The organism is Lysinibacillus sp. LZ02 (genome assembly GCF_050613145.1).
Classification (GTDB): domain Bacteria; phylum Bacillota; class Bacilli; order Bacillales_A; family Planococcaceae; genus Lysinibacillus_B.
Window position 1 is genome coordinate 1,900,665 of the sequence record NZ_CP192507.1, and the last position, 18,713, is coordinate 1,919,377.

The window sequence follows — 18,713 nt, forward strand, 5'->3', positions numbered from 1 at the left end:
TTTATATTGGTGAGTGGTTGAAAATGAGTGATTAGACCGGCTTTTACCTAGATATTAGTTTGTAAAAAAGTTAGATCATTTCCTAATAGTGTTGCTCCACAATCGCGCCCGACTGTTGAAGATTGTTATTCAACTAAAGCCCTTGTTAGCTCAATAAGATTCTATTTTTTTATTCTACCAGTGTAAAGATAACTTAGTTTTCATAAGGTTAGTATTTTAATTATTGATAATCATCCTTTTGATTGATTTAATTGCATCAAAATGCATTCCTTCATGATATAGACAAAAGCTAATTAATTCTTTCACTGTTGATAGGGTAAGACCTGTAGAAGTAGTGTAGGGGAGTATCATATCATCTAAACGACCTTCTAAATTTTGTTCTATTCTGTCTAATTGATCTATAAGTAACTGAATTAATTCATGGATCGTTGGCAATTCTTGATTCACCCATTCGGTAGGCCTTGTACCCGAACCAAACCATTCCATAAAATAATTGGGTAATTGGTATTCTTCCTCTATGATCTGTAGACCAAACTTCTCCTGTATCACATAGATATGACCTAAATTCCATTTGATATTATTATTGAACTCCTTAGGTATTAACAATGATTCTTCATCTTTCATTCCTACAACTTGACTTAGTGTATTTTTCCGAACAAATCTCAATTGTTTAAAAATATAGTGTTCCATTTAATTTCCTTCCATACCGATAATTTATCTATATCCAAAATGTTGGATAATTTCTGTTATTACGTAGATTATTAATTAACAATGCAAAAATCACGATAATTATGGAGCCAATTAAAACAGGAGAAATTAAATAATCCCAACTATATGCCCCTACCATAACAACAAGTGGATCTGCCCCTGCAGGAGGGTGTGTTGTTTTCGATAGTATCATCATGGCAATAGCTAAACCAACTGCAAAAGCAATTGACCATGGTTCATTCCCAAATAGATGATACATAAGTAAACCAATGAATGTTGATACGAAATGACCTCCTATTACATTCCGAGGTTGTGATAGTGGTGCGTTCCAAACAGCAAATACTAGCACACAACTTGCACCGAACGGAGCCATTAACCATTCAGTAGATGTTAAATTTGTTAAATAAATTAAAGTAATAATTGTTAGAAATCCACCGGTTAATCCTGTGAAGGAGTCCTTTACATTAACTTGTAACGGACTTCTTCCTTTTCCTTTCATTTTCGATAAGTATCGTATACTGACTAATTTTTTGTCTTTACGATTGATGGCCGTTTCACTATACATTCGAATCCCTCCCTTTATTTACAATTTATTCTACATACAACAAACTAACCTGTCAAATATGTTTTTATAGGTTAGTTAAAAACGCCGAAAATAAAAGAATCAACTATAAAAAGTTGATTCTTTAGTTATCTTCTAATTTTCGATGCTGAAATTTTGCCACTTTTTTTCGATTTCCACATATTTTCATAGAACACCATTTACGTCTTCCACTCATATCTACAAATAAAAGGACACACTCAGGGTTTGAGCATCTCTTGAGAAAACTGAGTTTATTTTCTTCAATTAAAGTTAATATATCAAAAGCAATCAATGATAAAAGTACATCCTCAATCTCTCCAATTGGAAAAGGAATTAATTTATGTTCTATCAGTTTATATGTAAACGGTGCTTTTTCAATTTTCTTTTCTAAAAAAGTGATAAAATTATTTGAAATGTGATGTAGGTCTGCGATCGACTCAAATTCCGTTCTTATAATTTTTCGCATTTCTATAATATTTGATGTTACTTGACTCAATCGCTCCTTAATTTTTATAAACAGCTGCTCATCCCAAAATGAATTATCCTCTTTCACCTCATAAAGCCAATCTAGTATATCTTGGTTATTCAAAAATAAATCATATCGTTGTCCCCATCTTACTACTTCAGTATTTACTAAATCTAATGAAATATTTCCAGATAACAGTGGGAATTTATTTGTTTCTTGCATACAATCATCGCTCATTTCATTATTATATTTTTTAACCTCTTAAGCGATTAAAAATAGGCTATATGCTAATTATACTTTATTTAATTGTGTACGAATAATAAAGTCATTTAACAAATAAAATAGTTTTTTAAAATATGAAATTAGAGACTCATATCATCTTTTTTCTGTTGCTTGTATAATACATCATTAATTGATAGAATTATTTGCGTATTGTAAAATGAAAGAGGTAAAATAATGGCAACTTGTGCTGATGTTTTAATCGTTATAGATTTACAAAATGGTGTTTGTTACGGTGGAGATCATTTATTTGATTTACAAAATTTACTCACTAAAGTAAATGATAGAATTACTTTATATAGAGAATTACAAAAACCAATCATTTTTGTTCAACACTGTGATGAAGAATTAGTACCTGATGAAGAACCATGGGCGATTAATGCCAATCTAGATGTTCAAGAACAGGATTTTTTCGTAAGGAAAACGCATGCGAATTCTTTCTACAAAACGAACTTAAAAAAACTTTTAGACCAATTAAATGTGCAGTGTATTGAATTTTGCGGTGCTCAAACAGAGTACTGTATGGATGCATCCATTAAATTTGCTCATGGATTGGGATACGAAAATTTCATGGTACAAAAAGCAACCTCTACTTTGAATAATCCATTTATGTCTGCAAAAGAGACTATTGATTTTTATGAAAATATATGGAACCATAGATTTTTAAAATTAATAAAAGATAAATGAATGATTATTTAAAAATCCTAAATCGAGGATTCAACAGCAAAAAAACAACTTCATTATTCCTTTAAATGAAAGACTATAACAAATAAAATTTATTCTTAAACAACTTTAAAACCACCTAATAGATTCACTTGTAGGTGGTTTTTGAATTTTAAACTTTAAAATTCAAAAACTTTATTATCTCTACACATTAATTTAAGAAATAAAAAATCCTTCTTGATGTAATTGTGCAAAATTCTTTAACATTTTACACAATCCCGAATGTTGCTGTTTACAAATCGTCAAGTAATAATTATATTTTTGAATAATACGAGAAGATAAGGGAAAACCCCTATATTTATAAAGCATGCTAAGAATGATAATAGGAGCATAAACAGTTTGTAAACAATATACAGTTTATAATCCATTCTTACCCTTTTCTGGAGCGATAAAGCACTTGGCTTTATCGCTTTTTACATATGAACTCTTTTCCTCATTTCATTGATTACCCAAACACACAAATCCGCCTTTTTCTCTAGCATTATAGGGGCTTCCCCCTATACTTTAGCAACAGCGCACTCTCTATACTTAAAGTAAATAAGGGAAAAGGAAGGTGGTACGATGGATTTTGCATTCATCGTCGTCATATTTTTAATTGGTTTTATTGGATCATTCGTATCAGGGATGGTTGGTGTAGGGGGATCCATTATTAAATACCCGATGCTCCTGTATATTCCTCCGTTATTTGGGTTAGCAGCCTTTACCGCACATGAAGTGTCCGGGATTAGTGCCATTCAAGTATTATTTGCATCCATTGCGGGGGTATGGGCATATCGTAAAAGTGGATATTTAAACAAAACACTTATTCTTTATATGGGTACGGCTATTTTAGTAGGTAGCTTTATTGGTAGCTTTGGTTCAAGCATGTTATCAGAAGCGGCAGTGAATATTGTATACGGTGTTTTGGCATTGATCGCCGCTGTGATGATGTTTATTCCGAAAAAACAAATTGATGATAGGCCGTTAGATCAACTTACATTTAGTAAACCACTAGCAGCTATCTTAGCGTTTATCGTTGGGATTGGCTCGGGGATTGTGGGAGCTGCGGGTGGCTTTTTATTAGTACCTATTTTACTTGTTGTATTGAAAATTCCAACACGTATGACGATTGCAACAAGCTTAGCGATTACGTTTATTTCATCGATTGGTGGAACAGTCGGCAAAATTATGACAGGACAAATCGACTATGGACCAGCAGCGGTCATGATCGTGGCAAGTATCATTGCGGCTCCACTTGGTGCAAAGATTGGCGGCAAGCTCAATACAAAAGCGTTGCAAGCCATTTTAGCACTATTAATTTTAGGTACAGCCATTAAAACATGGTTAGACATTTTATAAGAGGTGATTGGTTATGGAAAAATCGAAAGGGTTTATGATTACAAGCTTCACCATTTCAGCTGTTTTTTTAGTAGCAGTAATTACAACAATATTTGGCGTTTAGGAGTGAATCCAGATGGAACAGGCAACTGTCTTTTGGAGTAGGGCATTAACCGAATTAACATTATCTTTCCATATTATTTTTGCAACACTCGGTGTAGGTGTGCCGTTAATGATTTTAATTGCTCAATATGTCGGCTATAAGAAAAATGATATGCACTATACGATGATGGCGAGACGTTGGGCACGTGGCTTTACGATTACAGTCGCAGTCGGTGTCGTAACAGGGACGGTCATCGGCTTACAGTTATCACTACTGTGGCCAGAGTTTATGGAATTAGCAGGGCAGGTAATTGCACTACCGCTATTCATGGAAACATTCGCATTCTTCTTTGAGGCGATTTTCTTAGGAATCTATTTATATACATGGGATCGATTTAAGAATCCGAAACATCATATGCTGTTGCTCATTCCTGTAGCGATAGGGGCATCGATGTCAGCCGTTTTTATTACGATTGTCAATGCCTTTATGAATGCACCACAAGGGTTTGATATGGTCGGTGGCGAGCTCATCAATATCCAACCGATTTTAGCGATGTTCACACCAGCTATGCCGACAAAAATCGGGCATGTACTCGTAACAAGTTATATGACGGTCGCCTTTATTTTAGCGGCGATTGCAGCGTATAAACTATTGCGCGGCGAAGACCATATGTATCACAAAAAAGCATTATTTATGATGATGAAATTAGGGGTTATTTTCTCTATTGCTTCTGCATTAGTTGGTGACTTTTCAGCAAAATATTTAGCTGAATATCAGCCAGAAAAGCTAGCCGCAGCAGAGTGGCATTTTGAAACAGAAGAAGGGGCAGATTTAATCCTCTTTGGTGTACTAGATGAAGGGGAAATCAAGTATGAAATCCGCATTCCTAAAATGTTAAGCTTTTTAGCGAGTAATGATTTCAATGCAGAAGTGATTGGGTTAGATCAATATCCAGAAGACGAACATCCACCACTTATTACGCACTATCTCTTTGATGTCATGGTGGTAATTGGTATGCTAATGATTTTCCTTTCAGTTGCGTATCTGGTAGGGAAATGGAGAAAGTGGCAGTGGGTTGAATCAAAATGGTTCCGTGTGCTGATCGTTTTAAGTGGTCCATTATCACTTGTAGCGATTGAAGCAGGCTGGTGGTTAGCGGAATTAGGACGACAACCATGGATATTATATGGCATTATGCGAACAGAAGACGGTGCGACAGGTGCTACCGGCGTAGAATATTTATTTGTCGCCTTTGCGATTGTGTACTTTGTGTTGGCAATCGGTAGTTTAGTCGTATTGCATCGTATGTTTAAAAACAACCCGGTTGAAAAAGAATTAGCAGCACGACAAGGCGGTGATTCTGTATGGCATTAGAAATACTAGGTATTTCGGTACTTTGGCTCTTCTTATTTGGCTATGTGATTGTCGCATCGATTGATTTTGGCGCAGGATTTTTTAATGCCTATAGCTTAATGCGTGGCAATGACCATATTCTTTCCAACATTATTAAGCGGTATTTATCTCCGGTATGGGAAATTACGAACGTCTTTTTAGTCTTTTTCTTTGTCGGGATTGTCGGATTCTTCCCACAAACCGCTTATTACTACGGTACGATTTTATTAGTGCCGGCTTCCGTTGCACTTATTTTACTAACGATTCGTGGTAGTTACTATGCCTTTGAATCTTATAGTGGTGTGAGTGGACATAAAGGCTATGCACTTGCTTATGGGGTGTCCGGGCTTTTTATCCCAGCTGCATTTTCCGTCATTTTAACAATTTCTGAAGGTGGCTTTGTGACGATGCAAGCGGGTCAACCTGTTTTAGACTATCAAGCATTGCTGACAAGTCCATTATCCTGGTCCATCGTTGTATTAAGTGTTATTGCAGTACTGTATATCTCCGCTGTCTTTTTAACATGGTACGCACAAAAAGCAGGGGATCATAAAGCGAGTGAATTGATGCGTAAATACGCGCTTATTTGGGCGATTCCGCTTATCGTTAGTGCACTTGGTATCATTATTGAGTTAAAGGCACTTGGGAATTGGCATTATGCCCAAATGGTTGATTTATCCTGGTTGTTTGCACTATCCGGCATTGTCTTTTTAGCGACAGTTTGGCTATTATGGGCGAAAGTAAAATATGGGTTAGCCGTCATTTTATTAATCGTCCAGTTTGCGATCGCATTCTTTGCCTACGGGATTTCACACTATCCATATTTACTTTATCCGTACTTAACGATTCACGATAGTTTTACGAATGAAGCGATGGCCATTGCACTCGTTGTGGCATTTGTCGCAGGCCTAGTATTGCTTGTACCTTCTTTATATTTAGTATTTAAGCTATTTGTCTTTAACAAAGACTATGTATCTGGTAAAGAAGAAACACATGTGTAAGGAGTGTCAGATGATGCACGATTTTTTAATCTTTTATGCACCGATTTTAGTAGTGATTGTGTCGATTGCCGCAGCATTTATGGCTGCATTGAATACGAGGTTTTTGTAATAAGTTTTTGATTCTCAAAATGTATTTGACGTATTCCTTTGTTTTATGTATTATATCAAAGAAACGAATATTCCCGACATTTGAACGGGAGAGGTTCATAGCTGATACCCTCTATAAAAAACTATGGAAGCATGCTTATTACGCCATGTCCATATCGGACGTGGCTTTTTTATTTGTTCGCTTTAGTTTTTATTACATGGATGAATGCTGCCTCTTTTGTGATGTGTTTAGGGAAACATATACAGGGAGGTTTTTTTATGTCTGGTCGCAGCCATGAGGAAGGATTAAAGGATTTAACACTATTAGGAAATCAAAATACGAAATATTCATTTGATTATGCTCCTGAAGTATTAGAGTCGGTGGATAATTTACATTCAAACCGCGATTATTTTGTGAAGTTTAATTGCCCAGAGTTTACGAGCTTATGCCCGATTACAAGTCAGCCAGATTTTGCAACAATGTACATTTCGTACATCCCAGATCAAAAAATTGTGGAAAGTAAATCATTAAAATTGTATTTATTTAGCTTCCGCAACCATGGCGATTTTCATGAGGATTGTGTGAATATCATTATGGATGATTTAATTAAACTGCTAAACCCACGCTATATCGAAGTATGGGGCAAATTCACACCGCGCGGAGGTATTTCGATCGATCCTTGGTGTAACTATGGTAGACCGGGTACGAAATATGAAGAAATGGCGCACTATCGTTTAATGAACCACGATCTAAATCCAGAAAAAATCGATAATCGATAATGAATATAGAAGAGGTTTTTAGCCCCCCTCTCGACCAATTACGCCTCAGCGTAATTGCGTCCGGATTCGGTTTTATGTTGACTTCTGCTTAAGAACTCCATTCCGAATCCGTGACATCCGCCGGAGGCTTAACTTGTTTTAGGGAGTTCACCTCCCTAAAACAAGTTAAAAACTAAGAAAAGACAGCATTTTCTTAGGATGCTGTCTCTTCGTTTATAAGGGAGTTTTCAATATGAAACAAGAAAAAGCAGTTGTTGTGTTTAGCGGTGGGCAGGATAGTACGACTTGTCTATTTTGGGCAATGGAGCGTTTTGCAGAGGTAGAGGCGGTAACGTTTGATTATGGGCAACGACATGCGCTTGAAATCCAATGTGCAAAAGAGATCGCACAGGAACTAGGCGTGAAACATCATATACTGGATATGTCTTTACTCAATCAGCTTGCGCCGAGTGCATTAACACGACAGGAAATAGAAGTGGAGGACGGAGAAGAGGGAGAGCTCCCATCATCTTTTGTGCCAGGACGCAATCTTCTTTTCCTCTCTTTTGCAGGAGTGTTAGCGAGCCAAGTGGGAGCGAAGTATATCGTGACAGGTGTATGTGAGACAGATTTTAGTGGTTATCCGGATTGCCGCGATATATTTATCAAATCACTCAATGTCACATTAAATTTATCGATGGATAATACTTTTGTCATCGAGACACCGCTGATGTGGTTAGATAAGGCACAAACATGGGCGCTTGCAGATGAGTTGGGCGCACTAGAATTTGTTCGTACCAAAACGTTAACTTGTTATAACGGCATCCAAGCAGATGGTTGCGGCGAATGCCCGGCATGTAAGTTGCGAAACAGAGGACTTACTACGTATTTAAATTTGAAAGAAGTAGCTGAACAGAATAATTAGATTATAAAGGAATGAATATAGAGAAATGCGAATCTTATTTTATTTATTATCCATTGTGATTGCGAATGTAGTAACGGCAAAGTTTGCACCGTTACAATTTGGTATGTTTATTGTCCCAATGGGTACGCTTTTTGTAGGAGCAACTTTTATTTTCCGAGATTTAGTCCAAAATAAATACGGCAGAGCTAAAACATATGCCTTTATTTGTATAGCGCTTGTCATCTCAGCAGTCGTGTCCTTTTTATTAGGTGACACATTGATGATTGTTGCAGCGTCAGCGATTTCGTTTGTCATTGCTGAAACAGCGGATACAGAAATTTATTCACGTTTAAAGCTACCAATGGCGTGGCGTGTGTTTTATAGCGGGATTGTTGGTGGATTCCTTGATTCGGTTGTGTTTGTGATCATTGGCTTAAGTCCGCTAGGTGCTAACTTTTTACCGTGGGAGGCTGTTCCTGCAGCGATTGTAGGGCAAGTGATTGTGAAAACAGTCATTCAAACGCTTGGCGCCATTGTGCTGAATCAAGTACTAGTCATAAAGAAAAAGCAATTAATTGCAGAGTAAGGATAGAAGGGAATTGGCGGTTGCCAGTTCTCTTTTTTGTATAGATAAAAGGTTTTTTAGAATATTTGTATAATAATAAAGGAAGGGGTGATAAATATTGAAATATAAAGCAACTACACAACGTCACATTATTTTACCAATGGCGTTCTTATCGTTAGCTGCAAGTATTACTTCTTGGGATTATACTTGGATGAAGTGGAGTAGTTTAACGATTTTTACATTGATTTTTTTAACAGCATTTATCAAATACACATTGATTATTAATGAAAATCATATAGTTTACACCATTCACTTTTTGGGTATGTCTATTTACAAAAAACAAGTGCAACGATTAGACATTAAAAAGATTATTTTCAAACGAGCAAATTGGCAATCAAAAATAGCTATTATTAAAATACAGAGCGGACTTCCTATTCGTGTAACATTGTTCAAACCAGAAAGCATATTTCGTGATTTAGTTGCATTTTGTGATAGAAACAATGTGAATTACGAAAAAACAAAAGACTATAAAATAATCGAAAAAATGGCATCATAGGGTGATCGTTCGTCATACGAAAAATTTAGGAGCTATCCAATAAGTGGGTGGCTCCTGTTTTGTATATTAAAAGCTATTTTACACTATTTAGTTCAACTTTGCTTCGAAGAATCCAACTCTTAGCAGGCAAAAACCATGCTACAATACAGCAAAAGGAGTGATTTTTTTTGTTTAAAACGATTGGTGTGCTAGCGCATGTGGATGCGGGGAAGACAACCTTTTCGGAGCAATTACTATTTCATACAAAGAGCATCGCGGCAGTAGGGCGAGTAGACCATCAAGCAGCATTTTTAGATTATCATACGTTGGAGCGCGCACGTGGTATTACCATTTTTGCTGAGCATGGACGTTTTCAAATTGAAGGGGATACATATACATTAATTGATACGCCTGGTCACGTCGATTTTTCGGCGGAGATGGAGCGGGCGATACGAGCGATGGATTATGCCGTACTAATTGTGAGTGCGGTGGAAGGCATTCAAGGACATACAGAAACCGTGTGGCAATTGCTACGCACACATCATGTGCCGACGTATCTCTTTATTAATAAGGTGGACCGGGAAGGGGCAGATGTTGTACAGGTCATGCAAGAGCTGAAGCAGCAATTTTCTCCTCATATCGTGCTGTATGAAGAGGCGGTAGAATTTGTAGCAGAGCGAGACGAAGAGTTATTGGCACAATTTATGGAGGATTCATTATCCGAGGAGGCGGTGTTCGCAAGCTTACGTCAGCTCATACAGCAAGAGGAATTATTTCTTGTAATGAGTGGTGCTGCTTTAAAGGGAAAAGGCATTCAAGCATTTCTGGATGTCCTACATAACACAACAGTCACTAATTATGATGTGGCGCTGCCGTTTCAAGCAGAGGTAATGAAAATTCGCCATGAAGGAGAGCAGCGTGTAACCTTTTGTAAGGCATTGCAAGGGGAGTTGACGGTACGAACGGATTTAGCATTTGGCGAAACACGAGAAAAGGTGACAGAAATTCGTCTTTATAATGGCAATAGCTATCAAGCTGTCCAGCGTGTAATAGCTGGTGAAATTTTTGCAGTTAAAGGGCTTTCTGTTCCGCAAATTGGCGATTACATTGGCGCAACATTTGACAAGGGTAAGCCTTATACGCTTATTCCAACGATGCAAGCCAAGGTGGTCTATAATGGCACCGAGCATATCAAGGAAGTATTGCGGTTATTTCGGTTAGTCGAAGCAGAGGAGCCTACATTAAAGGTTCAGTGGCAAGAAACGTTTCAAACGATTTATGTACATATGATGGGGGTTATTCAGCTAGAGGTGCTGAAGGAGCTGTTATCTAGTCGTTTTCAGCTATCGGTTCAATTTGAAGACCCTGAAATTTTATATGAAGAGACAATTCGTACAACGGTGACAGGGTATGGTCATTTCGAGCCACTTAAACATTATGCCGAGGTCCACTTACAGCTTGAGCCGAATGAGCGAGGCGCGGGTATTACGTTTTCCAATGCATGTCATGTGGATGATTTAACGATAGGACACCAGCGTTTAATCGAGCAGCATATATTTGAGCGAGCACATCACGGTTTGCTGACAGGCTCTGCTGTAACGGATGTCCATGTGACATTACTCACGGGAGCCGCACATAACAAGCATACAGATGGCGGCGATTTCCGCGAGGCAACATATCGCGCACTTCGTCAAGGATTAGAGCAGGCGGAAAACGTGCTACTAGAGCCGTACTATGCCTTTAAATTAAAAGCAGCTAGCGAGCATATTGGACGCATGATGACCGATATTCAGCAAGCATCTGGTACATTTAATGCACCGATTATAACGGAAACGGATGCGATTCTGACTGGGCAAGTACCTGTCGCAACCTTTATGAATTATCCCACTACTTTTCTCGCTTATACAAATGGGAAGGGGGCTATTTCTCTTACATTTGCGGGCTACGATGTATGCCACAATACAGCGGAAGTGATCGAGCGTATCGGCTATAACAAAGACGCCGACCCGGAATATACATCCTCTAGCATTTTTTGCTCAAAAGGGAAAGGGTATTCCGTTCCATGGCAGGAAGTAAAGGCATGTATGCATAAGGAAACGATTTGATGAGGCTTATAACATCATTCATTGGTGAACATCAAGACGCTATAGCAAGGTGATTGTAAAACATACCTGTCCAAAGATAGCTTAAAATGACAGGATGAATAACGAGAGATTATATAAGCTTATAAGTAAGGAGTGAGGACATTGAGTTGGATTGAGTCGATTCAAAAAGCAATTTATTTTATAGAACAACATTTACTAGATGACCTAACATTGGAGCAGATAGCACAAGAAGCAAACTCCTCTGTGTTTCATTTTCAGCGGGTGTTCTACATCTTAACTGATATGTCTATTACGGAGTACATTAGACGTAGAAGGTTAACGTTAGCTGCGCAAGAAATTATGAATACAGACATAAAAGTAATCGATCTCGCCTACAAATATGGCTATGACTCTCCTGAAGCATTTACGAAGGCGTTCCGAAAGCAGCATAACGTAACGCCAAGTGAAGCAAGAAAAATGCAAAAACCATTACAATCATACAATCGCCTCGTTATTCAGGTGAGCTTGAAGGGAGCAGAACCAATGAAGTATAAAATTGTAGAAAAAGAGAAGTTTCAAGTAGTCGGTGTGAAACGAACGTACAATTGCAAAAACGGAGAGAATACACGTGAAATCCCTTTGTTTTGGGATGAAATGAACAAAAAAGGAATGGATGAAACATTAATCAAATTAAATAATGGAGACATTAAAGGAATACTAGGTGTTTGTCTATCAGATAAACATCATAAGGAAAATAGTTTAATGGATTATTGGATTGCAACCGATTATGTCGGGACTGCACCTGAAAATCTTTTCACAATGGAAATACCCGCAGCGAAATGGGTGGTTTTTGAAGTACACGGGCCGATGCCAGATGCGATGCAAAATACATGGAAGCAAATTTACTCCGAGTGGTTTCCATCAAATCCGTATAAGCCTACAGGAGCGGCAGAGCTAGAGGTGTATACGGAGAAAGATCCACATGATCCAAACTTATATTCGGAAATCTGGATTCCAATTCAATAAAGATACTTTTTAAGGATATTAAATCAAAATAGTGATTACTCTATATCAGCTGAGCAAAATATCAAAAGGAATTTAAAAGCCATACGTTTTGATGGTGGCTCTGTTGAACTAGAGTATTGTTTTACAAGCGTATTCGTGAATTCGAATACGCTTGTTTTCGAGTAGGGACTAAATAAGGGTATTTCTAATTATTTTTTGGATCGTGAAAATACTCTAGTTACGGTAACGAGTACAGAGGAAGAGAGGACCTGCTATCCTCTAAATAAAAATTTTATATAAGGATAGATAAATATTTTTTGTACGGATACGTCTAAAAGAAGTTTAAATGTGCTATAGTTTAAAGTGTGTTTTATTAGACGGTGTCGTACAGATAGGTTTTAAAGAAAGAGTGATAAAAGGATGCCAAAAATTTTAGTAACCGAAGAACAATGGGTACAAAAAGGGATTGAATACTTTTCACAGGGAGGTTTTGCTGCACTAGTAGTTGAAAAAATGGCAAGAGAATTGAAATGTAGTAAGAGCAGTTTTTATTGGTACTTCAACGATCGCGATGAGTTTTTAAGACGAGTCATAGAATTATGGACAAAAAGGGCAACTGTAGATGTGATATTTGAATCGTCAAAAAACATGACAACGGAAATACAAATTCGAGCTGTACTTGAAAAAATGTTTAGTAATGAGAATGTAGGAGATTTTCTATTTTATTTGCGTAGACTTGGTCAGGAAAAGGATGAATATAGAGAAGTGCTAACGTCTATTGAAAATATGAGATTGAGTTACATGACTAAGTTATTACAACAACTAGAAATTAGTGAAGAAAAAGCTAAAATAAAAGCAAGTTTAATTTACCATTATTATTTGGGTTGGTATGAAAGACATAAATACAAAAAGGTAAGTTCACAAGACATGGAGAGTCAAATTCTTATAATGTTTGAAGAAATAATTGGATAGTAAAATGCTATAACTTTTGAATAAGTAAAGAGAGGATTATAAATTATGCTAAAAATAAATAAATGTCAAATGCCTTCTGATTCCCTAATTTATAAAATTCCCTATCATTATTATGATGCTTATGAAGGATTCATTGCAAAAAATGAAGTGTCAATAGAACAAGTCACTTTAGCTTTTTTCAAAAGTTCACCGAAATGGATAAATTCCCTTTTTCGTTTAAGAAATAATATTGTTAAATATTTAGGTTTGAAAACAACCAACGTTAACCGATTGGACTTAAGTGAGGAAGATATTGAGCCTGGGCATTCTATAGGATTATTTAACATTATAGAGAAGTGTCAGAGAGAAATTATCTTAGGAGAAAATGATAAACATTTAAATTTTCGGGTTTCAATTTTTATCTTTAAAAAGGAAAATGGACATAACATAATAGTATCTACATCTGTTCAATTTCAAAATTTTTTTGGAAACATATATTTTCAATTTATTAAGCTATTTCACAGAACCATAGTGAAAACTATGTTACGTAATATAATAAAATCTTTATCATAACGGTTGTATATCAGAACCGATTGTTTAATCACTTTGGATGTAATATAGATGAAGTCTGTCATTTAGTGTAAACATTTTTATATATTTAGTCTATTTAAGCACTAACTATATCCCATCTCTTCCATCATATGCACAAACCCGTATTTTGAGATTACTTTCATCAAAATACGGGTTTTGTCAGTGGTAGCTTATAAAGTTTTTACTTACACATATCAATAAAATAGTTCATTAACGAAAGGTCGTTTGTTAGTTCGGGATGGAACGAACAAGCGAGGAGGTGACGGTCGCGAGCGCAGACGATATCGCCGTCTAATACAGCAAGCACTTCCACCTGTTCTTCAACAGCCACAATTTTAGGTGCGCGAATAAAGACAGCAGGGAAATGGTCACTTACGCCTTGAATTGCTATTGGTGTCTCAAAGCTATCAATTTGACGACCGAATGCGTTGCGACGAGCCGTGATGCGCATCTGCCCAATGTGTGCTTCTTCACCTTCCACAGAAGAAGCGAGTAGAATAAGTCCGGCACATGTGCCGAATACGGGCTTGGTTTTAGCAAATTGTTGGAGGGCAGGGAGCATATTCGCATAGTCAATTAAGCGGCGCATCGCTGTACTTTCGCCACCTGGCAATAACAGTCCGTCGATGTCCTGTAATTGCGCGGCTATTTTAATGGGGACAGCCTCACTACCGCAAGCTTCAATTGCTTTTATATGCTCTGTCACGGCACCTTGTAAAGCAAGTACGCCAATTTTCATTACCAGCCACGCTCCTGCATGCGCTCGCTTTGTGCTAACTGGCGGATTTCAATTCCTTTCATTGGCACGCCAATTTCCTTTGAAACTTCCGCAATCAGTTTGTAATCTTGGTAGTGTGTTGTTGCTTGGACAATGGCACGCGCGAATTTTTCAGGATTTTCTGCTTTGAAAATACCTGAGCCGACAAATACACCATCTGCTCCTAATTCCATCATAAGTGCAGCATCAGCTGGCGTCGCAACCCCACCAGCTGCAAAGTTCACGACCGGCAAGCGGCCTGCTTGTTTAATGGCTAGTAGTACTTCAAATGGAGCACCTAGATTTTTCGCCTCCGTCATTAATTCGTCTTCATTCATCGCAACGACAGCACGTACTTGTGCATTTACTTTACGTAAATGTCTAACTGCCTCCACAATATTACCTGTGCCTGGCTCTCCTTTTGTTCGAAGCATTGCTGCACCTTCTCCAATGCGTCGTGCTGCTTCGCCTAAATCACGGCAACCACATACAAATGGTACTGTGTATTGACTTTTTAGGAGATGGAATTCCTCGTCGGCTGGTGTCAATACTTCACTTTCATCGATATAATCCACACCCATTGCCTCTAATACACGTGCCTCTACAATATGACCGATACGTGCTTTTGCCATAACGGGAATGGACACAGCACCCATGACTTCTTCTACAATACGTGGATCTGCCATACGTGCAACCCCACCAGCTGCTCGTATATCAGAAGGCACACGCTCCAATGCCATAACGGCTACCGCACCAGCTGCTTCTGCAATTTTAGCTTGCTCTGCATTCACGACATCCATAATGACACCGCCTTTTTGCATTAATGCCATCCCACGTTTTACAACCTCTGACCCTGTTAAAATAGACATTTTTGTAACACTCCTTAATGTTAGTATGAGCTTATTATAAAATTATCTGGACTTTTTAAAATAGTCAGTTTTATATAAAATGAAAGGGTCAGTTGAGTTTTGCAGTTGAGATAAGGGAAAGACGACATGAAATAATGAGAAAATTATGCAATCTTTTATGGATCTTTAAAATAATTCATTACCGTAACTTAGGGTTGATGTTTTGTAAATAAATTATGTTTAGTACACGGAACAGAGAAGGGGGAGTGTAGTTGTAGTTTTATATATAAATCATCTTAAAACTGTCGACATTGAACGGTCAAAAGCTACGCTATCCGAGCAAAAAGTCGCTGTATCCGGTCAAAACCCCTAGTGCGAGCAAAACACTACCGTATCCGAGCAAAAGCCCGTATTGAACGGTCAAAAAGCTACGCTATCCGAGCAAAAAGTCGCCGCATCCGGTCAAAACAACCCGGTGCGAGCAAAACCTTGCCGTATCCGAGCAAAAGCCCGCGGTAAACGGTCAAAAAGCTATGGTATCCGAGCAAAAAGTCGCTGTATCCGGTCAAAACCCCTGGTACGAGCAAAACCTTACCGTATCGAGTCAAAATCCTACAGTGAACCGTTAAAAGACAATTATTTTTAGTCAAAATGCAAGTAAAGGAGACGATAAGCTCTCAACATGAAGGTCGATTTTTAAAGTCAATCGTTATGCGGGAACATTAAAATGCACATATATAAATACCAATCTCGACTTTTAGTGATAAACCTAAATATGGAAACTATTACAGTTCTATTACATGTTAGTCACTACTTCATCTAAAAAATTGAAATGTTGATAGGTCCGTATTTTGCTTGATTATGAAAACCTTTTCATGGATTACGTCATTTTTTATCTAAGAAAGTTATATTGACATAAGTAACAACTTTACGTTACCATTAAGTTGTTACTATGAGTCGAAGTACTTATAGGGAATTTTTATAGAAATTGGAAGTGAAAAAATGGAAAAGATTCGAGTTGAGCATGTCACCAAAATCTTTGGGAAGCATACTTCTCAAGCTCTTAAACTTGTAGAGCAAGGAAAGGGTAAAACAGAAATACTCGAAAAAACAGGTGCTACAGTTGGTGTTTATGATGCAAACTTTACCGTTAATGAAGGTGAAATTTTTGTCATCATGGGGTTGTCTGGTAGTGGGAAATCGACGTTAATTCGTTTATTAAATCGTTTAATAGAACCGACAAGTGGAGATATTTTCATAGATAGCGAGAATATTTCAACAATGAATAAAAAGCAATTACAAGCGGCACGTCGCGAAAAGATGAGTATGGTATTCCAAAATTTCGGATTATTTCCGCACCGTACCATTCTAGAAAACACAGAGTATGGGTTAGAAGTACGTGGATTAGCTAAGGAAGAAAGAAGATTGAAAGCAGAAAAAGCTTTACAAAATGCGGGGTTATTAGCGTTTAAAGACCAATACCCAAGTCAGTTATCTGGTGGAATGCAGCAACGTGTAGGGCTAGCTCGAGCACTTGCTAATGATCCAGAGATTTTATTAATGGATGAAGCTTTTTCTGCCCTCGATCCGTTAATTCGAAAAGATATGCAAGACGAATTATTAGAGCTTCAAGCAAGAGTACAGAAAACGATTATATTTATTACACATGATTTAAACGAAGCACTTCGTATTGGTGACCGTATTGCCATTATGAAAGACGGAAAGATTATGCAAATAGGCACAGGGGAAGAAATTTTAACAAACCCAGCGAATAACTATGTTCGTACATTCCTAGAGGATGTTGACCGTTCAAAAGTATTGACAGTTGAAAGTGTCATGGTGCGTCCAATGACCGTGAATATTGAAAGTGATGGACCTAAAGTGGCGCTTCAACGTATGCGCGAAGAGGAAATCAGTGTGCTAATCGCGGTCGATAAGCAACGTCAATTCAAAGGCTATATTACAGCAAGTGATGCGCTTGAGGCTTCGAAAAAAGGTGAGAAATCGGTTTTACCTTTTGTAAAAGAGGATATGCCTTGTGTGGAGCCAGCAATGTTAATTCAAGAAGTACTGCCGATTATTTCGGACAGCCCTACACCAATCGCGGTTGTCGATCATGGAAAGTTAAAAGGGATTTTAATTCGGGGCGTTATTATCGAATCACTTGCATCATCAAGTGAGGAGGTGACGTCTAATGCGTAATATGCTTGATCAAATTCCAACAATTCCAGTAGCAGATACAGTGGAAACAGTAATGGACTTATTAACGGATACATTTGCAAGTTTCTTTAAGTCTCTTCAGCTAAGTGGCACATTTTTAATGGAAGGGCTCACAGGCTTGCTTGCCGCTATACCACCGATTTTATTTATATTACTGATTGCATTATTAGCTTATATTGCAACGCGTAAAATTTTCGGTTTGCCATTATTTTCTGTCATTGGTTTGCTATTTATTTATAATCAAGACTTATGGAATCAATTAATGAATACGATTACGCTCGTTTTATTTGCAAGTATTATTGCTATTATTCTTGGTGTTCCAATTGGGATACTTATGTCTAAAAGTAAAGTGGCTGAAGGTATCATTAAGCCAATTCTTGATTTTATGCAAACAATGCCTGGATTTGTGTATTTAATTCCGGCGGTCGCGTTTTTTGGGATAGGCGTTGTGCCAGGTGTGTTTGCATCGGTTATTTTTGCTTTACCACCAACTGTACGTTTTACAAATTTAGGGATTCGTCAAGTGCCAAAAGAGCTTGTTGAGGCAGCAGATTCTTACGGTAGTACAGGAAAGCAGAAGCTCTTTAAAGTAGAGTTACCACTAGCGAAGTCTACTATTATGGCAGGGATTAACCAGACCGTATTACTGTCTTTATCGATGGTTGTTATTGCTTCTATGATTGGTGCGCCGGGGCTAGGGCGTGAAGTATTATCAGCACTTCAACGAGCACAGGTCGGGAATGGATTTGTCGCAGGATTAAGCTTAGTTATTTTTGCGATTATTGCAGACCGATTAACACAAAGTTTCAACAAGAAAAAATCGCTTTAAAGGGGA

Annotated in this window: 20 protein-coding genes and 1 riboswitch; of the genes, 15 read left to right on the forward strand and 5 right to left on the reverse strand. The window is 37.6% G+C overall.

Annotated features, from left to right (window positions below; genetic code table 11):
* Positions 1 to 216 precede the first annotated feature (216 nt).
* From ACQQ2I_RS09265 to ACQQ2I_RS09275, 3 genes are all read right to left on the reverse strand, one after another.
* Positions 217 to 690 (reverse strand): DinB family protein, encoded by a 474-nt coding sequence (locus ACQQ2I_RS09265; protein WP_431030239.1) that lies wholly within the window; start codon positions 688 to 690, stop codon positions 217 to 219.
* 28 nt (positions 691 to 718) lie between these two features.
* Positions 719 to 1,273: an HPP family protein gene (locus ACQQ2I_RS09270; RefSeq protein ID WP_431030240.1), complete on the reverse strand. Its 555-nt coding sequence runs from the start codon at positions 1,271 to 1,273 to the stop codon at positions 719 to 721.
* Between the two features lie 121 nt (positions 1,274 to 1,394).
* On the reverse strand, positions 1,395 to 1,979 hold the full coding sequence (locus tag ACQQ2I_RS09275; RefSeq protein ID WP_431030241.1) for a CGNR zinc finger domain-containing protein: 585 nt from the start codon (positions 1,977 to 1,979) through the stop codon (positions 1,395 to 1,397).
* 234 nt (positions 1,980 to 2,213) lie between these two features.
* On the opposite strand from ACQQ2I_RS09275, the gene ACQQ2I_RS09280 reads away from it, so the two are divergent.
* The 13 genes from ACQQ2I_RS09280 to ACQQ2I_RS09340 all read left to right on the forward strand — a co-directional run bounded on the left by ACQQ2I_RS09280 (position 2,214) and on the right by ACQQ2I_RS09340 (position 14,035).
* Entirely contained in the window at positions 2,214 to 2,723 is a 510-nt protein-coding gene (locus ACQQ2I_RS09280) for a cysteine hydrolase family protein (protein WP_431030242.1), read from the forward strand.
* Positions 2,724 to 3,320: 597 nt separating this feature from the next.
* A complete protein-coding gene (locus ACQQ2I_RS09285) occupies positions 3,321 to 4,097 on the forward strand; it encodes a sulfite exporter TauE/SafE family protein (RefSeq protein ID WP_431030243.1) in 777 nt (258 codons plus the stop codon).
* 115 nt (positions 4,098 to 4,212) lie between these two features.
* Positions 4,213 to 5,553: a cytochrome ubiquinol oxidase subunit I gene (locus tag ACQQ2I_RS09290; RefSeq protein WP_431030244.1), complete on the forward strand. Its 1,341-nt coding sequence runs from the start codon at positions 4,213 to 4,215 to the stop codon at positions 5,551 to 5,553.
* Positions 5,544 to 6,572 carry a cytochrome d ubiquinol oxidase subunit II gene (locus tag ACQQ2I_RS09295; RefSeq protein WP_431030245.1) on the forward strand — a complete coding sequence of 343 codons (1,029 nt, stop codon included), beginning with the start codon at positions 5,544 to 5,546 and terminating at the stop codon, positions 6,570 to 6,572. The genes ACQQ2I_RS09290 and ACQQ2I_RS09295 overlap by 10 nt, the downstream gene beginning before the upstream one ends.
* 13 nt (positions 6,573 to 6,585) lie before the next feature.
* Positions 6,586 to 6,681: a cytochrome bd oxidase small subunit CydS gene (gene cydS / locus ACQQ2I_RS09300; RefSeq protein ID WP_431030483.1), complete on the forward strand. Its 96-nt coding sequence runs from the start codon at positions 6,586 to 6,588 to the stop codon at positions 6,679 to 6,681.
* A gap of 84 nt (positions 6,682 to 6,765) precedes the next feature.
* A riboswitch (PreQ1 riboswitch) is annotated at positions 6,766 to 6,812 on the forward strand.
* Positions 6,813 to 6,938: 126 nt separating this feature from the next.
* Positions 6,939 to 7,439, forward strand: a complete 501-nt coding sequence (gene queF / locus ACQQ2I_RS09305) for a preQ(1) synthase (RefSeq protein WP_391369785.1) — start codon at positions 6,939 to 6,941, stop codon at positions 7,437 to 7,439.
* A gap of 187 nt (positions 7,440 to 7,626) precedes the next feature.
* Positions 7,627 to 8,343 (forward strand): 7-cyano-7-deazaguanine synthase QueC, encoded by a 717-nt coding sequence (queC, locus tag ACQQ2I_RS09310; protein ID WP_431030484.1) that lies wholly within the window; start codon positions 7,627 to 7,629, stop codon positions 8,341 to 8,343.
* Positions 8,344 to 8,368: 25 nt separating this feature from the next.
* Positions 8,369 to 8,908 carry a VUT family protein gene (locus ACQQ2I_RS09315; protein ID WP_431030246.1) on the forward strand — a complete coding sequence of 180 codons (540 nt, stop codon included), beginning with the start codon at positions 8,369 to 8,371 and terminating at the stop codon, positions 8,906 to 8,908.
* A gap of 97 nt (positions 8,909 to 9,005) precedes the next feature.
* Positions 9,006 to 9,443 (forward strand): hypothetical protein, encoded by a 438-nt coding sequence (locus ACQQ2I_RS09320; protein WP_431030247.1) that lies wholly within the window; start codon positions 9,006 to 9,008, stop codon positions 9,441 to 9,443.
* A 167-nt stretch (positions 9,444 to 9,610) separates the two neighbouring features.
* On the forward strand, positions 9,611 to 11,527 hold the full coding sequence (locus tag ACQQ2I_RS09325) for a GTP-binding protein (protein WP_431030248.1): 1,917 nt from the start codon (positions 9,611 to 9,613) through the stop codon (positions 11,525 to 11,527).
* Between the two features lie 141 nt (positions 11,528 to 11,668).
* On the forward strand, positions 11,669 to 12,532 hold the full coding sequence (locus ACQQ2I_RS09330) for an AraC family transcriptional regulator (protein WP_431030249.1): 864 nt from the start codon (positions 11,669 to 11,671) through the stop codon (positions 12,530 to 12,532).
* Positions 12,533 to 12,931: 399 nt separating this feature from the next.
* Positions 12,932 to 13,483 carry a TetR/AcrR family transcriptional regulator gene (locus ACQQ2I_RS09335; RefSeq protein WP_431030250.1) on the forward strand — a complete coding sequence of 184 codons (552 nt, stop codon included), beginning with the start codon at positions 12,932 to 12,934 and terminating at the stop codon, positions 13,481 to 13,483.
* Positions 13,484 to 13,528: 45 nt separating this feature from the next.
* Positions 13,529 to 14,035, forward strand: coding sequence for a DUF2867 domain-containing protein (locus ACQQ2I_RS09340; protein ID WP_391369743.1), 507 nt, complete (start codon positions 13,529 to 13,531; stop codon positions 14,033 to 14,035).
* A gap of 199 nt (positions 14,036 to 14,234) precedes the next feature.
* On the opposite strand, the gene pdxT is transcribed toward ACQQ2I_RS09340, so the two are convergent.
* Together pdxT and pdxS are read right to left on the reverse strand one after the other, a co-directional pair.
* Entirely contained in the window at positions 14,235 to 14,792 is a 558-nt protein-coding gene (gene pdxT, locus ACQQ2I_RS09345) for a pyridoxal 5'-phosphate synthase glutaminase subunit PdxT (RefSeq protein WP_431030251.1), read from the reverse strand.
* A complete protein-coding gene (pdxS, locus tag ACQQ2I_RS09350; RefSeq protein WP_391369729.1) occupies positions 14,792 to 15,679 on the reverse strand; it encodes a pyridoxal 5'-phosphate synthase lyase subunit PdxS in 888 nt (295 codons plus the stop codon). The genes pdxT and pdxS overlap by 1 nt, the downstream gene beginning before the upstream one ends.
* Before the next feature lie 981 nt (positions 15,680 to 16,660).
* Between pdxS and ACQQ2I_RS09355 the strand changes: the two genes are divergently transcribed.
* Both ACQQ2I_RS09355 and ACQQ2I_RS09360 read left to right on the forward strand, forming a co-directional pair.
* The gene (locus ACQQ2I_RS09355; RefSeq protein ID WP_431030252.1) at positions 16,661 to 17,860 is read left to right on the forward strand and encodes a quaternary amine ABC transporter ATP-binding protein; all 1,200 of its coding nucleotides are present in this window, start codon (positions 16,661 to 16,663) and stop codon (positions 17,858 to 17,860) included.
* Positions 17,853 to 18,707: an ABC transporter permease gene (locus ACQQ2I_RS09360; protein ID WP_431030253.1), complete on the forward strand. Its 855-nt coding sequence runs from the start codon at positions 17,853 to 17,855 to the stop codon at positions 18,705 to 18,707. Before ACQQ2I_RS09355 ends, ACQQ2I_RS09360 begins: the two co-directional genes overlap by 8 nt.
* Positions 18,708 to 18,713 lie beyond the last annotated feature (6 nt).

Coding starts and splice junctions, on each gene's coding strand:
- pdxS (WP_391369729.1), bottom strand. CDS start 15,679: ATGTCTATTTTAACAGGGTCAGAGGTTGTAAAACGTGGGATGGCATTA.
- ACQQ2I_RS09270 (WP_431030240.1), bottom strand. CDS start 1,273: ATGTATAGTGAAACGGCCATCAATCGTAAAGACAAAAAATTAGTCAGT.
- cydS (WP_431030483.1), top strand. CDS start 6,586: ATGCACGATTTTTTAATCTTTTATGCACCGATTTTAGTAGTGATTGTG.
- ACQQ2I_RS09355 (WP_431030252.1), top strand. CDS start 16,661: ATGGAAAAGATTCGAGTTGAGCATGTCACCAAAATCTTTGGGAAGCAT.
- ACQQ2I_RS09360 (WP_431030253.1), top strand. CDS start 17,853: ATGCGTAATATGCTTGATCAAATTCCAACAATTCCAGTAGCAGATACA.
- ACQQ2I_RS09285 (WP_431030243.1), top strand. CDS start 3,321: ATGGATTTTGCATTCATCGTCGTCATATTTTTAATTGGTTTTATTGGA.
- ACQQ2I_RS09280 (WP_431030242.1), top strand. CDS start 2,214: ATGGCAACTTGTGCTGATGTTTTAATCGTTATAGATTTACAAAATGGT.
- ACQQ2I_RS09315 (WP_431030246.1), top strand. CDS start 8,369: ATGCGAATCTTATTTTATTTATTATCCATTGTGATTGCGAATGTAGTA.
- ACQQ2I_RS09275 (WP_431030241.1), bottom strand. CDS start 1,979: ATGCAAGAAACAAATAAATTCCCACTGTTATCTGGAAATATTTCATTA.
- ACQQ2I_RS09340 (WP_391369743.1), top strand. CDS start 13,529: ATGCTAAAAATAAATAAATGTCAAATGCCTTCTGATTCCCTAATTTAT.
- ACQQ2I_RS09295 (WP_431030245.1), top strand. CDS start 5,544: ATGGCATTAGAAATACTAGGTATTTCGGTACTTTGGCTCTTCTTATTT.
- queF (WP_391369785.1), top strand. CDS start 6,939: ATGTCTGGTCGCAGCCATGAGGAAGGATTAAAGGATTTAACACTATTA.
- ACQQ2I_RS09335 (WP_431030250.1), top strand. CDS start 12,932: ATGCCAAAAATTTTAGTAACCGAAGAACAATGGGTACAAAAAGGGATT.
- pdxT (WP_431030251.1), bottom strand. CDS start 14,792: ATGAAAATTGGCGTACTTGCTTTACAAGGTGCCGTGACAGAGCATATA.
- ACQQ2I_RS09290 (WP_431030244.1), top strand. CDS start 4,213: ATGGAACAGGCAACTGTCTTTTGGAGTAGGGCATTAACCGAATTAACA.
- ACQQ2I_RS09265 (WP_431030239.1), bottom strand. CDS start 690: ATGGAACACTATATTTTTAAACAATTGAGATTTGTTCGGAAAAATACA.